Annotated in this window: 15 protein-coding genes and 1 riboswitch; of the genes, 5 read left to right on the forward strand and 10 right to left on the reverse strand. The window is 61.7% G+C overall.

What is annotated here, in order from left to right:
* Nucleotides 1-109 precede the first annotated feature (109 nt).
* Nucleotides 110-790: a sugar transferase gene (locus E5180_RS14215; RefSeq protein WP_254700494.1), complete on the forward strand. Its 681-nt coding sequence runs from the start codon at nt 110-112 to the stop codon at nt 788-790.
* A 2-nt stretch (nt 791-792) separates the two neighbouring features.
* Nucleotides 793-1,764 (forward strand): glycosyltransferase family 2 protein, encoded by a 972-nt coding sequence (locus E5180_RS14220; RefSeq protein ID WP_138924954.1) that lies wholly within the window; start codon nt 793-795, stop codon nt 1,762-1,764.
* Here the strand turns inward: E5180_RS14220 and E5180_RS14225 are convergent.
* Nucleotides 1,761-2,717, reverse strand: a complete 957-nt coding sequence (locus E5180_RS14225; protein WP_138924955.1) for a NodZ family protein — start codon at nt 2,715-2,717, stop codon at nt 1,761-1,763. The genes E5180_RS14220 and E5180_RS14225 overlap by 4 nt on opposite strands.
* Nucleotides 2,718-2,904: 187 nt before the next feature.
* Between E5180_RS14225 and E5180_RS14230 the strand changes: the two genes are divergently transcribed.
* Both E5180_RS14230 and cueR read left to right on the forward strand, forming a co-directional pair.
* Nucleotides 2,905-5,361 carry a heavy metal translocating P-type ATPase gene (locus E5180_RS14230; RefSeq protein ID WP_138924956.1) on the forward strand — a complete coding sequence of 819 codons (2,457 nt, stop codon included), beginning with the start codon at nt 2,905-2,907 and terminating at the stop codon, nt 5,359-5,361.
* A gap of 20 nt (nt 5,362-5,381) precedes the next feature.
* Nucleotides 5,382-5,768: a Cu(I)-responsive transcriptional regulator gene (cueR, locus tag E5180_RS14235; protein WP_138924957.1), complete on the forward strand. Its 387-nt coding sequence runs from the start codon at nt 5,382-5,384 to the stop codon at nt 5,766-5,768.
* A 9-nt stretch (nt 5,769-5,777) separates the two neighbouring features.
* Here the strand turns inward: cueR and cobF are convergent, their stop codons facing one another.
* From cobF to cbiE, 7 genes are all read right to left on the reverse strand, one after another.
* A complete protein-coding gene (gene cobF, locus E5180_RS14240) occupies nt 5,778-6,530 on the reverse strand; it encodes a precorrin-6A synthase (deacetylating) (RefSeq protein WP_138924958.1) in 753 nt (250 codons plus the stop codon).
* Nucleotides 6,531-6,588: 58 nt separating this feature from the next.
* Nucleotides 6,589-7,272 carry an energy-coupling factor ABC transporter permease gene (locus E5180_RS14245; RefSeq protein ID WP_138924959.1) on the reverse strand — a complete coding sequence of 228 codons (684 nt, stop codon included), beginning with the start codon at nt 7,270-7,272 and terminating at the stop codon, nt 6,589-6,591.
* Between the two features lie 72 nt (nt 7,273-7,344).
* Nucleotides 7,345-7,560: riboswitch (cobalamin riboswitch) on the reverse strand.
* A 26-nt stretch (nt 7,561-7,586) separates the two neighbouring features.
* Nucleotides 7,587-8,303, reverse strand: a complete 717-nt coding sequence (cobA, locus tag E5180_RS14250; RefSeq protein WP_138924960.1) for a uroporphyrinogen-III C-methyltransferase — start codon at nt 8,301-8,303, stop codon at nt 7,587-7,589.
* Nucleotides 8,300-9,625 (reverse strand): cobyrinate a,c-diamide synthase, encoded by a 1,326-nt coding sequence (locus E5180_RS14255; RefSeq protein WP_138924961.1) that lies wholly within the window; start codon nt 9,623-9,625, stop codon nt 8,300-8,302. The genes cobA and E5180_RS14255 overlap by 4 nt, the downstream gene beginning before the upstream one ends.
* Nucleotides 9,622-10,407: a precorrin-4 C(11)-methyltransferase gene (gene cobM / locus E5180_RS14260; RefSeq protein WP_138924962.1), complete on the reverse strand. Its 786-nt coding sequence runs from the start codon at nt 10,405-10,407 to the stop codon at nt 9,622-9,624. The genes E5180_RS14255 and cobM overlap by 4 nt, the downstream gene beginning before the upstream one ends.
* Nucleotides 10,404-10,763, reverse strand: coding sequence for a cobalamin biosynthesis protein (locus tag E5180_RS14265; RefSeq protein ID WP_138925236.1), 360 nt, complete (start codon nt 10,761-10,763; stop codon nt 10,404-10,406). Before E5180_RS14265 ends, cobM begins: the two co-directional genes overlap by 4 nt.
* Entirely contained in the window at nt 10,760-11,956 is a 1,197-nt protein-coding gene (gene cbiE, locus E5180_RS14270) for a precorrin-6y C5,15-methyltransferase (decarboxylating) subunit CbiE (protein WP_138924963.1), read from the reverse strand. Before cbiE ends, E5180_RS14265 begins: the two co-directional genes overlap by 4 nt.
* On the opposite strand from cbiE, the gene E5180_RS14275 reads away from it, so the two are divergent.
* Entirely contained in the window at nt 11,955-12,704 is a 750-nt protein-coding gene (locus tag E5180_RS14275; RefSeq protein ID WP_138924964.1) for a cobalt-precorrin-6A reductase, read from the forward strand. The genes cbiE and E5180_RS14275 overlap by 2 nt on opposite strands.
* On the opposite strand, the gene cobJ is transcribed toward E5180_RS14275, so the two are convergent.
* A complete protein-coding gene (gene cobJ / locus E5180_RS14280; RefSeq protein ID WP_138924965.1) occupies nt 12,680-13,417 on the reverse strand; it encodes a precorrin-3B C(17)-methyltransferase in 738 nt (245 codons plus the stop codon). The two genes, E5180_RS14275 and cobJ, sit on opposite strands and share 25 nt — an antisense overlap.
* Nucleotides 13,414-14,130, reverse strand: coding sequence for a precorrin-2 C(20)-methyltransferase (locus E5180_RS14285; RefSeq protein WP_138924966.1), 717 nt, complete (start codon nt 14,128-14,130; stop codon nt 13,414-13,416). The genes cobJ and E5180_RS14285 overlap by 4 nt, the downstream gene beginning before the upstream one ends.
* Nucleotide 14,131: the final 1 nt, after the last annotated feature.

Below are 14,131 nucleotides of genomic sequence, written 5' to 3' on the forward strand. Positions count from 1 at the left end.
TACGTAATAGCTCAAATTGAATAGTTATTCTTAACTCAGCAGTAAGCCTGCCCTCATACGCTTTGATGCATCGACTTTTCCATGGCCCACGCCGAAGAAGGAGTTTCGGATGTATCAACCTACTATACTTCAAAAACAGCGTGATGTTCATATGCAAACCAGACCGCACCTATATGTGCGGTCGGACCTATATCGCCGCTACGGAAAACGCTGCTTTGACCTTTTTTTATGTATGCTGCTGTTCCCGATCGCTTTTGCTATGATCGCGTTCCTGGCGTGCTTAGTCGCGGGATCTGGGCTTGACCCATTCTTTACGCAGGAACGTGTCGGCAGAAATGGGCGGATCTTTCGCATGTGGAAGCTGCGCACCATGCGGCCTCATGACCCAGACTTCCTTAGCGATTATTTGGCGAAAAATCCCGCGGCGCAATCTGAATGGCGGCGTAGTCACAAACTGTGCCTTGATCCCAGAGTGACGCAACTGGGGCGCTTCTTGCGCTGTACATCGCTGGATGAACTTCCTCAAATTTTGAACGTGCTCAGCGGCGATATGAGTCTGGTTGGCCCGCGACCCATGCTGGTGTCTCAACAAGTGTTGTATCGTGGAAAAAGCTATTACCGTCTGCGACCGGGGATCAGTGGGAACTGGCAGGTTTCCTCACGAAATAGATCAAAATTTGTGGACCGCGCTCGTTTTGACGAGCAGTATTTTGCATCACTCTCAATGAAACAAGACTTACGAATACTAAAAGCAACAGCGGGCGTGGTATTTCGCGCAACGGGATGCTGACGATGGCGCAGGCCGGCGCAGCGTCTTTGGCGAGCTCTCCGGCCACGCTAACCGTGGTCATAATCAGCTTTAATACGCGCATCATGACGTTGAAGGCGCTCGAAACGTTGTACCAACATACCCACACAACGCGTTTTGACTGCGTCGTCTTGGATAACGCGTCTTCAGATGGTTCTGCGGATGCAATTGCTTCTGCGTTTCCGAAGGTACAGCTGATTCGAGCGCCGCAGAACCTTGGCTTTGCGCGTGGCAATAACTTGGCTGCGCTAGATTGCGCATCTGACTACGTGCTTTTGCTCAACCCCGATACGGAATTGCAGGACGAGGCGATTGATCGCCTCATCGACTTTGCGCGACTTTATCCGAAGGCTGGCATCTGGGGCGGCCGGACTGTTTTTGCGAACGGCGCGTTGAACATCGCGTCATGCTGGGCACGGCCCACATTGGCAAGCCTGTTCTTCAAGGCGACGGGGTTTAGCGCAGCTTTGACGAAGAACAGGTTTTTTAACCCTGAAGCTTATGGTGGCTGGGCGCGCGACACCGTGCGGCAGGTGGACATCGTCGTCGGATGCTTCATGCTGATTGAAACTTCGCTTTGGCACCGGCTGGGCGGGTTCAGCACCAAGTATTTCATGTATGGCGAGGATGCCGATCTGTGTCTGCGCGCGCGGGCCTTCGGGTACCACCCGATGATCACACCAAGCGCGCAGATCGTACATCATGTTGGAGCCTCCACATCGCGCACAGAGGCAAAGGCCATTGCAGTCATGACATCGCGCGCATCATTGATCCGCGATCACTGGCCCAAATCGCAAAGGGGCGCGGGGATCTTCTTCATGTGGCTTTGGTCTGCGACGCGGTATCTGGCCACGCGGCCCTTAATAGCGTCGAACAGGGCCGACAGGCGGGCGCGGGCAGCGCATTGGGCGGCGGTTTGGACCGCGCGGAACCTTTGGTTGCAGGGGTATGATTAGGCATAGCGCTGTAAAAGGTCCTTCGCCCACAGCCGTACTGAAAAGCGTTCGACATCATGGGTATGTACCTTTGAAAAACACCCCAAACAGGCGGATGTCACAGAGAAGGTAGATCGGTGCGAATAGATGAGATGATCGCAGCGCGACAGCTGCCACATGTCGATCAAAGCATTCTCTGCTTCGCGTTGCTGATCGCAGGTTGTATCTGGCCCGTGCAGGCGATGGCCCGAAGGGTCCAGTCGTTTCGGGTGGGTCATTACCTTGTCGAATTCGCATGTCAGACGTTGCTCGATCTGCGCGTTGTCCGTGGCGAGAAAGATGGTCGCATCCGGCTGGCATTGCTTTAGCCGTCGCAACGTCGCCAACACGGGTCGAAGCGGGATTTTACGATCCGTAAACCTGATGTGCACGCCGATGCTGGGCCTCTTTGTTGTGGGGCGCATCTGCGACAGCGCCCTGCGCACCCGCGCGTTAGGGGTAAAGTAGCGCCCGAGGTAGTCGGCCAGAATTTCACGCTCCCCCCTGTTGGCAAAGCGAGGGTCACGGCGCAAGTGATGCTGCATGCGTGCCAGCTTGGGCAGGTAGGACCAGTAGACTGCTGTTTCCTGTGGGTGGTCTAGCCGCTTTAAGTCAACACATAGCCTGCGATACCCCCAGGGGTTTGAATGGGATTGGGGCATATAGGCGTCGATCATATCTTGCGGTTGGCAATGCAGTTTGCCGGTCCAGATTGCGGGGCATATGTCTGTATGGTCTTCAACGTTTTCACCCGTGATCGGGGATTGAAACAGAAGTGGATAGGCGTTTTCGCCAAGCGGAGCATAGCAGCCATCGCGCCAGTCGATCACGGGTGTGCGCCCCGATAAGTCAGCGTAAACCAAGCCCGAAACTGCAGACAGTATGCGGTTCCCCAACCCGCCTTTGCCTTTGATAACCAATGTTTTTGTTGTCATCCGTCGATACGCACCCTCCGTATGTCGCTTTGCAGTGAAGATCGGGCCTATCCATTTCGAAATCGTTAAATGCCCCGCGGAAAAACCGCTTATTGTGGACAAGATGAATTAAATTTGACTTCACAGCTTGACCTTCCATTGACTGGAATCCCTATCTGAGGGGCAAGACACCCTGAGGAGACAGAGAATGGGCGATGTAGTTGCGATCAATTTTGAGATAAGCGGCATGAATTGCGCCTCTTGCGTGGGGCGGGTCGAGGCGGCGCTAGGCCGTGTCGATGGTGTGCAGGACGCGCGCGTTAACCTTGCCTCTGAAACGGCAGCATTGCAGGTGACATCGGGGTTTGACCCCAAGGCTGTTGTTGCTGCACTGGACACCGCGGGGTACCCTGCCACCGTGCAAACACGGCGCTATGCCATCGAAAACATGTCCTGCGCGTCCTGCGTCGGCCGGGTCGAACGCGCCTTGGCTGCGGTGCCCGGCGTTGTCGACGTCTCTGTCAATCTGGCCCGCGAAGAAGCCGTGGTGCACATTTTGACCGCGGACGCGGACACCGCAATTGTGCAGGCGGCGCAAGTCGCCGGCTACCCTGCCACCCCCGTCAAAGACGCCTCGATGACGTCACCGCCCGACCGCAAGATGGAAGAAGCCGCGCATCTGAAACGCATGACGCTTTTGGCCGCAGCGCTGACCTTGCCGGTGTTTGTGCTGGAAATGGGCGGGCATATGATCCCCGCGTTTCATCATTGGGTGATGACCACACTTGGCCAGCAGCTCAGCTGGTCGATCCAGTTCGTTCTGACCACCATCGTGCTGGCGTGGCCCGGGCGGCGCTTCTTTGTCACCGGTGTTCCGGCGCTGTTAAAACGCACGCCTGACATGAATTCGCTGGTCGTTCTGGGTGCCACAGCGGCTTGGGGCTTTTCGACCGTCGCGTTGTTTGCGCCGCAGGTGCTGCCCGCTGGTGCACAGGCTGTCTATTTCGAGGCCGCAGCGATGATTGTCACGTTGATCCTGCTGGGGCGCACGCTTGAAGCACGCGCCAAGGGCCAGACAGGCCAAGCCATTCGAAAACTGATCGGTCTGCGCCCTAAAACCGCGCGGGTAGAGCGTGACGGGCAGGTGGCCGGGATAGAGATTGACGAGATTGTCGTCGGGGATCTGATCCATGTGCGTCCGGGTGAAAAGATTGCGGTGGACGGGACCGTCACCAGCGGCACGTCGTTTGTGGACGAAAGCATGATCACTGGCGAACCTATACCGGTGGAAAAAGAAGCGGATACAAACGTTGTCGGCGGAACGGTAAACGGCACTGGCGCTTTGGTCTACCGCGCGACCCATGTGGGTGCGGATACGACCTTGTCGCAAATCGTTCGCATGGTCGAAGATGCCCAAGGCGCGAAGCTGCCCGTTCAGGATATGGTCAACCGCATCACCATGTGGTTCGTCCCCGCGGTCATGGCGATTGCGGCAGCGACTTTCCTTATCTGGCTGGCCGTCGGGCCGCAGCCATCGTTGGGGTTCGCGCTGGTGGCCAGTGTTGCCGTGCTGATTATTGCCTGCCCTTGTGCGATGGGGCTGGCAACGCCGACCTCTATCATGGTCGGCACGGGACGAGGTGCCGAGCTGGGCGTGCTGTTTCGCAAGGGGGATGCGCTGCAGACCTTGGCAGAGGTGGATACCATCGCGCTCGACAAGACAGGGACGCTGACCGCCGGACGCCCGGAGGTGACCGATCTGGACGTCTTCAACGGTTGGACCCGGTCCGATGCCTTGCGTCTTGTCGCCTCTGTCGAGGCCAAGTCAGAGCACCCAATCGCCACAGCGATCATCCGCCATGCCGAGGCAGAGGGGCTGTCGCTGGCGCAGGTCACATCCTTTACGTCCCAGACGGGCCACGGCGTTCGCGCCGAGGTCGAAGGCCATAGCGTGCTGGTCGGGGCGGACAGGTTTATGACCCTCGAAGGGGTCTCTCTTGCGGCAGCAGAGGGGCGGTCGGCGGCATGGGGTGCCGACGGCAAGACGCCGCTGTTCGCCGCTGTTGACGGGGAACTGGTTGCGATGATCGGTGTTGCCGACCCGATCAAAGAGACAACACCCAAAGCGCTCAAGGCGTTGCACGACGCGGGGCTGAAAATCGCCATGATCACCGGTGACAACAAGGCAACGGCACAGGCAATCGCGCGCACATTGGGGATCGACACTGTGGTCGCCGAAGTCCTGCCCGAAGGCAAAGTCGCAGCGCTTCAGAAGCTGCAAGAGGCAGGGCACAAGGTCGCCTTTGTCGGGGATGGCATCAATGACGCGCCCGCGCTGGCCGGTGTCGACGTGGGCATTGCCATTGGCACCGGCACCGATGTCGCGATTGAAGCAGCCGACGTGGTGTTGATGTCGGGCGATCTGCAAGGTGTGGTCAACGCGCTGCACATCAGCCAGCACACAATGCGCAATATCCGTCAGAACCTGTTCTGGGCCTTTGGATATAACGTGCTGCTGATCCCTGTCGCTGCAGGCATTCTGTATCCGCTGTTCGGTGTGCTGTTGTCGCCGGTGCTTGCCGCTGCTGCGATGGCACTCTCAAGCGTGTTTGTCCTGTTTAACGCGCTGCGCCTGCGGTGGGTCGCCGCGGCTGCAACGGCCTAATGAAAGCAAAGGAAATGTCTATGAACATCGGTGACGTGTCGAAACGCGCGGGCCTGCCTGCCAAGACCATTCGCTATTACGAAGACATCGGGCTGATCACGCCAGCGCGGGACACCAACGGCTATCGCAGCTTTTGTGACAGTGACGTGCATAAGCTGACCTTTCTGGCGCGCGCACGCACCTTGGGGTTTACGATAGAAAACTGTCGCGACCTGCTGGCGCTTTGGGACAATCAGGACCGCGCGAGCGCGGATGTCCGTGCCATCGCACAGCAACATCTGGCGCAGATCGAAAGCAAGATCGCGGACTTGCAGGATATTCGTCATACGTTGACGCATCTGGTGCATGAATGCGCCGGCGACGATCGCCCCGATTGCCCGATCTTGCAGCGGCTCGAAGAGCTTTAGCCAAAGCCTCTAGCGGCGCAGCAGGTAGATATCCATGATCCACCCATGCGCCGCGCGGGCCTCTGCGCGTGTCGCTATGATCCGGTCGCGGACCTGATCCAGCGGCCCCGCGATGCGCCGCTCATTGGGCATCCCGGCATAAGCGGTCCACCAGATGTGGAAACCGCCGTCCTGTGGCAGCACCTCGAACGCGCAGGTCCCGTCAAGCATGACGGCGATGGTATCGACGCCCTCGGGCCAGCCGTGATCGCGCAGCTGCCGTCCGGTGGTGATCATGACGGGGTTGCCGATGGTGTTCAGCGCGATCGCATGGCCCGCCGTCAATACCTGCAGCGATGTGATGCCGGGCACAACATCGACGCTAAGCGGCACCACCTTTTGCAGACGCTCTGCAATGCGCAGCGTGCTGTCATACAACGACGGATCGCCCCACACCAGAAAACCCACGCGCCCGCCTTGGGGCAGTGCGCGCTGCATTTCGGCCAGCCAGACCTGCGCAATGGCATCGTGCCAATCGTGCACGCCGGCCTGATAGTCGGGGTTGTCCGCGTCGCGTTTTGGCAGCGTGAATTCATGAATATCCGGCCCGCCCGCGTGCAGCACCTGCGCGCAAATCTCGTGGCGTAGACCGGCCAGATCATCCTTGCCCGCGCCCTTGGACGGGATCAAGATCACGTCACAGGCATTCAGCGCGTCGATGGCCTGCAAGGTAAGGTGTTTGGGGTTGCCGGACCCGATGCCGATCAGTGAAAGCGTAAACATCTTATGGCTCCGGAAGTGTGACGCGACCCGAAGGGAAGGGGCCGCGTCTGGTCTTGGGTTATTCAGCGGCGGATTGGGTCAGACGCTTGGTGAACACTGCGCTGCCTGCAACATCACGCAGGGTCTTGGCTGCGGCGAGCACGGCCAGATCGACCAGCGGCTCGATCAGGATGACCATCATATAAGCCCCGCCAAAGCTGACGACAGCGGCGATGTTGCTCGCGGCAAAACCCTGACCATAGATCGCCCAGAACGCAACCCAGCCCACAACGCCCGCCTGAAACGCTGTCGACAGCTTCAGCGCTTGGACATAGGTCAGGTCAACATAGGCGGTGTTGGGCGCGATGATCCGTTTGGCCAGCGCCGATACCATGAACAGCGGCACCAGCAGCGTGGTGACGTTCATTGTGTATTGCGGCAGATCGATGGGGGCAAAGAACATGCCCTGCGCCAGCAGACCTAGCGCCAGACCGGCAGCAGCAGGGGCCACGCCGAACAGCAAAAACAGGGTCGATCCAAGGATCAGGTGCACTTCGCTCACGCCCACGGGGAAATGCGGGAAGAGTTGAAAAAAGACAAAGGTCAACGCGGTGGCAACGATGGCCCCGCCGGCAAAAGGCACGACGCCTTTTTCACGGACAGAGTCCATCGCGGTTTTCGCGGTATACGCCGCAGCACCGGCAGCGGTGCCATAGGACAGGACCAGCTTTGCGCCGGTCACGACTTCGGGTTCGATATGCATGTTCAGGTCTCCTTGCCGTCTTCCCCGACGGCATGATGTGAAAGCCGCCCCGAAAGGCAGCCAGTTGGATCGGGGATCATCCCCTTGACGGCAGGTCTCCTGACTTTGTGCGTCCATGCGCGCCGCGCCTTCCCAGGCTGATTGGCCCAGTGGCAATGCGGGTTGCTCTTCACTTACAGGTGCGGGGGCAGTTCCGGATTAGGCACCTTTGCGTTGGCACCGCACCGTATTCCCTTTTCACCCCGTTTGCCCAAAAGCGCACGGGGAACCGTCCAGATTAGGTGGTCATTTTCAGGCCGGTTTTGTCAAGCGGTCTATTCGCTCAGCGGTCCGTATAGGATGAGAGCAGGCGCTGACGTTGCGGGATCCAGCGGCAGATTGGCAAGGCTTTCAACAGTGTGCCGGCTCAGCTTTTGATCGGGGGTCGATACCGCCTCGGCCAGCAGGGCAGGGGTCGATCCGGGCAGACCAGCCTCGATCAACCGCGCGGCGAAACCGGCAAAGGTGCGGCGGCCCATATAGACGACCGTGGTTGCTGTGGGGTCGGCCAGCGCCGCCATGTTCAGATCGTCCGGCAAAGCCCCCGATTCCCCGTGGCCGGTGATGAACTGCACCCGCCGCGCGGTCAGCCGCCGTGTCAGCGGGATCATCGCCGCCGCCGCCGCAGAAGACGCCGCCGTCACACCGGGGATGATTTCAAAGCTGACACCGGCCTCTTTCAGCGCGGTGAGCTCTTCCTCAAGCCGTCCAAACACGCCCGCGTCGCCGCTTTTGAGCCGCACAACCCGCGCGCCGGTCAGCGCATGTTCGACCAGCAGGCGGCTGACATGATCCTGTTTCGGCGACTGGCGGCCCGCGCGTTTGCCAACCCCGATCAAATCCGCCTCGACCGAGACATGTTCAAGGATCGGACCCGCCGACAGATCGTCGAACAGCACGACTTCGGCCTCTTGCAACCGCTTCACCGCCTTGACGGTCAGCAGCTCGGGGTCACCGGGACCAGAGGAAACGAAAGACACAAAACCCGTCATGATGCCCCCGCGATCAGGTGAAAGAACGTACCCGTGGCATGGCCGCGCCGCGATCCGGTTTCAGGCACTTCGGCACCATTGGCATCGACCACTCGCGCCAGCGGTGTATCGGGCTGCGACAGGATGGTGGAATAGTGGAACTCATGACCGCGCAACCGTGCACCTGCGTCATATCCGGGGCCGGGTTCGTTCAGGGTGGCCAGCCGGTAGCCCAAATGCATCTTGCGTTTTTCATAGCTGGTTTCCAGGCCCAGAAGCCCTGCCATTTGATGCCGCACGCCTTCCTTGTCGACCAATCCGGCCCCCATCGCCATATACCCCCCGCATTCCCCATGCACGGGACGCGTCGTGGCAAACTGTTGCAAGCCGTCGCGGAACTGCGCGGCAGCGGCAAGACGACCCGCGTGCAATTCAGGGTAGCCGCCGGGCAGCCAGCAGATGTCGGCGCTGTCATCAGGCGCTTCGTCAGCCAGCGGCGAGAACGGCAGAACCTGCGCGCCCGCAGCCTTCCAGTGATCCAGAAGATGCGGATAGATAAACGAGAACGCGGCATCCCGGGCCAAGGCGATCCGTTGACCGGGGGGCGGGGGCAACACGTCTGGCCCGTCGGGAATACTGCGCCCCTCGGCGACAGAAACGATCAGATCAAGGTCGATATGCTCGGCAATAAAATCGCCCGCGGCATCGAGCAGCTTCATCAGCTCTGGCTGTTCTTCGGCCTGCACGAGGCCGAGGTGGCGTTCCGGCAGCGCGACCGATCCCTGACGGGGCAGCGCGCCCAGAACAGGGATGCCGACCTGCTCCATCCCCAAGCGCAGCAGCGCCTCGTGGCGGGGGCTGGCGACCTTGTTCAGCACCACACCCGCGACATGCACATCAGGCCGCATCGTCTTGAACCCAAGCGCGGTGGCCGCAGCCGATTGCGCCTGACCCGATACATCCAGCAGCAAGACCACCGGCCATCCCGTCATGGCAGAGATATCCGCGCTCGCCCCGTTAGAGGTCTCCCCCGGTTGCGCCACACCATCGAACAGCCCCATCGACCCTTCGATCAACGCCAGATCTCCGCCATGCGCGGTGCCGATCAGGTTGCACAGCACGCCCGAGCCCATGGCCCAGCTGTCGATATTATACGACGACCGCCCGCACGCCGCACGGTGGAAGCCGGGGTCGATATAATCCGGCCCGCTTTTGAACGGGCGCACGTCAACACCGCGACGGCTGAGCGCATTTAGCAGGCCCAGCATCAACGTGGTCTTGCCCGTGCCCGACGCCGGAGCCGAAATCATCAGGCCCTTTGGCAGTTGCGTTGTCTCTATCATTCTGTGCCCTCGGGAAAGCGTGGCTCTGTGCCCACGGGGCGGAAACGGCGGTCATAATCGCCGGCATACAGACAGCTTTCGCGGAACTCCTCTGCCGTCAAGGCGCGGCCCACAAGGATCAGCGCCGTGCGCCCGCGTTCGCCGTCGGTGGCGTCGATCACGGTGCCCAAAGTTGCCCGCACCACCTTTTGGTCTGGCCAGCTTGCGCGCCAGACGATGGCGACAGGGCAGTCCTCTCCGTAGTGGGGGGACAGCCGCGCGACCACATCGTCCAGCACATGTACCGACAGGTGGATCGCCAGCGTCGCGCCCGTGGCTGCGAAATTCTCAAGCGTTTCGCCTTCGGGCATGGCCGACGCCCGCCCCGAGGTGCGCGTCAACACCAGTGATTGTGCGACACCGGGCAGCGTCAATTCAGTGCCCAACGCGGCGGCAGCAGCGGCAAAGGCAGGCACGCCGGGGGTGATGTCGTAATTGATATCCAAGTCGCGCAACCGGCGCAGCTGTTCGCCCATGGCAGACCACACCGACAGATCGCCCGAATGCAACCGCGCAACGTCGTGACCGGCATCATCGGCGGTTTTGATCTCTGCCATGATATCATCCAACGACAGCGACGCCGTGTTCACAATTTTCGCGTCGGCTGGGCAGTACGCCAACAGTTCTGACGGGACCAGTGATCCGGCATAAAGGCAGACAGGACAGGCCGCGATCAGGTCGCGCCCCCGCAGGGTCAGCAGATCAGGGGCACCAGGGCCCGCGCCGATAAAGTGAACAGTCATGGGGCAATTCCTTCCGCGATAGCTGCGGTGGCCATGCCATTGGGGCTGGTCACACGCAAGGTCGTCAATTTGGCACCGCGACCGGCGACGCGCAATGCGGCGGCCTCGGCAAGTGATCCTGTCCCGAACCGCGCCTGAATGCGCGGCGAAACGGTACATGTCGGGATATCCGCAATATCGGCTTCCGACAGTTCTATCAGCGGTAACCCCATACTGTCGGCAAAGCGTCGCAGCGCCGGTGTCACCTTGATCGCCAGCGTCGCCAGCGTGTCCGGCGTGCGCCGCGTCAGCGCCAGTGCAGCGTGTACATCCGCCTCGGTCGCGTTTGCCCGCATCCCTATGCCTGCAACGATCATCGGGTCACGCTCCATTGCAGTTGCGGGCGGCTTGGCTGCCAGCCCTGCATCGTCCCCAAGGGCGCGGCCTGCGCCAGATCGATCCGCAGCAATTGCCCGCCGTGCATCCCGTGCCAGCGGATGAGCAAGGCTTGCGTCTCAAGGGCGACGGCATTGGCCACCAGCCGCGTGCCCGGCGTGATCCTGTCCCAGATCGCCTGCAACACATCCTCGGTCGCGCCGCCTCCCAGAAAGACAGCAGCGGGCAGGGGCAGATCGGCCAGCGCATAGGGGGCCGTGCCATGCACGCAGCGCATCCGGTCCGCCAGACCAAACCGGCGGTTGTTCTCGATGATATTTTCGCACCGGCTTTCGCGCGGCTCTATGGCGATAGACTGCGCAGCAGGAGCGGCGAGACACCATTCAACAGAGACAGAGCCGGACCCCGCCCCCACATCCCACAACAGCTCTCGCGCACGTGGCGCAAGGGCGGCCAGTGTCAGCGCGCGCATCGGCGATTTGGTAATCTGGCTGTCGTGGGCAAAAAGCCCCTCGGGCCGACCCGGTGCGTGGCTTAATCCTGCGCCACCCGACACCGCGATCGCCACCACCACAGGGGCGGCGATGCCGCCCAAGTCAAACGTCGCGGCATCGGCCTCGCGCAGAACTTCGCGCGGACCGCCAAGCGCTTCCATCACCGTCAGGCGGGACGCGCCCAAACCCTGCTCTGTTAAATACTCAGCCAGCGCCGCAGGGGCAGCACCGTCGCGCAGCGTGCAGATCAACCGCGCGCCTTCGGCCAGATGGGGCAGCAACACCTCGAACGGGGCAGCGTGCAGGCCCATGGTCGTGACCTCCTCCAACCGCCAACCAAGCCGCGCGGCGGCGAGCGTCATGCAGGACGGCGCGGGAAAGCAGCGCCATTCCGACGGGTCCAGCACCTGCGCCAGCGTACCGCCCACGCCGTGCCAGAACGGATCGCCCGAGGCCAGCACGACAACAGCGCTCCCGCGATGCTCTAGCACCGGTTCCACGCTGAACGGCAGCGGCCATTCACGCCCCCGCGCGCCTGCGTCGCATAAGCTGAGATGCCGCGGCCCGCCAAAGATCAGCTCCGCCTCGGCCAGCGCCTTTCGGCTTGCATCCGTCAACGCCCCAAGGCCATCTTCGCCCAGACCAATCAGGGTCACCCACGCAGCAACAGGATCACCCATGACGCGCACCCTCATTCTTGGCGGCACGACAGAGGCATCCAGCCTCGCGCGCGCTCTGGCCCAACGTGGCGATGATGCGCTGTTCAGCTATGCCGGACGCACGGCGGCCCCCGTGGTGCAGCCGTTGCCCACCCGCGTTGGTGGCTTTGGTGGCGTGACCGGATTGCTCGATTTCATCGCGCAAGATAACATCACCCGCATAATCGACGCGACCCATCCTTTCGCCGCACAGATGAGCCGCAACGCCCATGCCGCCTGCACGCAGGCCGGTATCCCGCTGGCCGCGTTTGAGCGTGCCCCGTGGCGCGAGACCGCCGCCGACACCTGGACCCATCTGCCCGATATCGAAGCCGCCGCCGCATCCTTGCCGCAGACCCCGACGCGGGTCTTTTTGGCCATCGGCAAGCAGGCGTTGCCCGTCTTTGCCGACCATCCCCAACACCACTATCTGCTGCGGCTGGTGGACCAGCCCGACGCGCCGCTGCCCCTGCCACACACGACCGTAACTCTCGCCCGAGGGCCGTTCGACGTGGCCGGAGACATCGCCCTGCTGCGCGACCACGGGACCGAGCTGATCATCGCCAAGAACGCCGGCGGCACGGGGGCAGAGGCCAAGCTCATCGCCGCGCGCGAACTGGGGCTGCGCGTGCTGATGATCCAGCGCCCCGCAGTGCCAGCCCGCACGAGCTTTGCGCAGCTCGACGATATCTTGGCGTGGCTCGATCATTCGGCAGACCGTGGCGTGTAAATATGTGTCCCGACGCGGCGGGTATCGGCGTTGCCCACGATCACAACCGTGCGCATATCGGCCATCTCTGGCGTCGCTTCGGCCAGCGTGACGGTGCGCAAGGTCTCGTCGGGATGGCTCACGTTTCGCGCGAAAGAGATCAAGGTCTCTGGCCCGCAGGCCTCGCGCAAAATCTCTAGGGCAGTGGCGAACTGATGCGGACGCGAGGCCGAGCGCGGGTTGTAGAACGCCATGGCAAAGCCCGCTTCGCCTGCCAGCCGCAACCGCTTTTCGATCAGCGACCAAGGCTTCAGGTTATCTGACAGGTTGATCGCGCAGAAATCATGCCCGAGCGGTGCCCCAAGTCGTGCCGCCGCCGCCAGCATCGCGGTGATGCCGGGCAGGATGCGAATGTCGGTCGCCAGCCAGTCCTTCGGACCTTTCTCCAGCGCCTCGAACAGGGCAGAGGCCATGGCAAACACCCCCGGATCGCCCGAAGAGACCACCACCACACGGTGCCCCGCTGCCGCCATCTCAAGCGCATGGGCGGCGCGGTCCAGCTCTACACGGTTGTCGCTTTCATGCTGGGTCAGCCCGTCCCGCGGCGTGATCCGGCGCACATACGGGATATAGCCGACGATATCGGTCGCTTCGTCCACGGTGGCACGCACCTCGGGTGTTACCAGCGCCTCGTCACCGGGGCCAAGGCCAACGACGCGGACCCAACCGGTCATGGGCGGCGCCCCTGTCCATGCACAATCGCGATCGAGAAATAGGGCACTTCGGCGGGGACATCCGTCAGCTTTTGCACCGTCTGGCCTGCCATCGTGCCTTTTTCCACCAGCCACGCGTCCTGCAAACGGCCCGCCTTGGTCAACGCGCGTTTAAGTTTGTCGAGGTTGCGTCCGATCTTCATCACGACCAGCGCATCGGTGTTGGCGGCACGTGTGGCCAGCTCATCCTCGCTCAGCGTCGCCATCAGCACCGTCAGCACATCATCGCCCCAAGTGATCGGATGCCCCGTGGCCGTCCAGCAGCCCGACATGCCGGTGATACCAGGCACGATTTCGACCTCGGCGCGGCCCTGAAGGCGGCTGTGCAGATGCATGAACGACCCGTAAAAAAACGGATCCCCTTCGCACAGCACGATCACATCTTCGGTCTGCGCGAGGTCGGTCAAACGGTCAGCCCAATCGTCGTAGAAGGCCGACAGCAGACGGTTGTATTCGGGATCGCTGAAATGGATTTCCGTGGTGACGGGATACTCCATCGCGTGTTCCACCGCCGTCTCTGCCATGATGCCGTCCACGATGGTGCGGGCCTGCCCGCGCCGCCCGGGTTTGCGGAAAAACGCGACGTGATGCGCGCCGGTCAGCAAACGGTGCGCTTTGACGCTCATCAATTCGGGGTCGCCGGGGCCAAGCCCGATGCAAATGACCTTGCCCATC

Source organism: Sulfitobacter sp. BSw21498 (genome assembly GCF_006064855.1).
Lineage (GTDB): Bacteria > Pseudomonadota > Alphaproteobacteria > Rhodobacterales > Rhodobacteraceae > Sulfitobacter.

Excerpts from the sequence above, each read along its gene's own strand:
- E5180_RS14215 (WP_254700494.1), top strand. The coding sequence starts at position 110 with ATGTATCAACCTACTATACTTCAAAAACAGCGTGATGTTCATATGCAA.
- E5180_RS14220 (WP_138924954.1), top strand. The coding sequence starts at position 793 with ATGGCGCAGGCCGGCGCAGCGTCTTTGGCGAGCTCTCCGGCCACGCTA.
- E5180_RS14225 (WP_138924955.1), bottom strand. The coding sequence starts at position 2,717 with ATGACAACAAAAACATTGGTTATCAAAGGCAAAGGCGGGTTGGGGAAC.
- E5180_RS14230 (WP_138924956.1), top strand. The coding sequence starts at position 2,905 with ATGGGCGATGTAGTTGCGATCAATTTTGAGATAAGCGGCATGAATTGC.
- cueR (WP_138924957.1), top strand. The coding sequence starts at position 5,382 with ATGAACATCGGTGACGTGTCGAAACGCGCGGGCCTGCCTGCCAAGACC.
- cobF (WP_138924958.1), bottom strand. The coding sequence starts at position 6,530 with ATGTTTACGCTTTCACTGATCGGCATCGGGTCCGGCAACCCCAAACAC.
- E5180_RS14245 (WP_138924959.1), bottom strand. The coding sequence starts at position 7,272 with ATGCATATCGAACCCGAAGTCGTGACCGGCGCAAAGCTGGTCCTGTCC.
- cobA (WP_138924960.1), bottom strand. The coding sequence starts at position 8,303 with ATGACGGGTTTTGTGTCTTTCGTTTCCTCTGGTCCCGGTGACCCCGAG.
- E5180_RS14255 (WP_138924961.1), bottom strand. The coding sequence starts at position 9,625 with ATGATAGAGACAACGCAACTGCCAAAGGGCCTGATGATTTCGGCTCCG.
- cobM (WP_138924962.1), bottom strand. The coding sequence starts at position 10,407 with ATGACTGTTCACTTTATCGGCGCGGGCCCTGGTGCCCCTGATCTGCTG.
- E5180_RS14265 (WP_138925236.1), bottom strand. The coding sequence starts at position 10,763 with ATGATCGTTGCAGGCATAGGGATGCGGGCAAACGCGACCGAGGCGGAT.
- E5180_RS14275 (WP_138924964.1), top strand. The coding sequence starts at position 11,955 with ATGACGCGCACCCTCATTCTTGGCGGCACGACAGAGGCATCCAGCCTC.
- cbiE (WP_138924963.1), bottom strand. The coding sequence starts at position 11,956 with ATGGGTGATCCTGTTGCTGCGTGGGTGACCCTGATTGGTCTGGGCGAA.
- cobJ (WP_138924965.1), bottom strand. The coding sequence starts at position 13,417 with ATGACCGGTTGGGTCCGCGTCGTTGGCCTTGGCCCCGGTGACGAGGCG.
- E5180_RS14285 (WP_138924966.1), bottom strand. The coding sequence starts at position 14,130 with ATGGGCAAGGTCATTTGCATCGGGCTTGGCCCCGGCGACCCCGAATTG.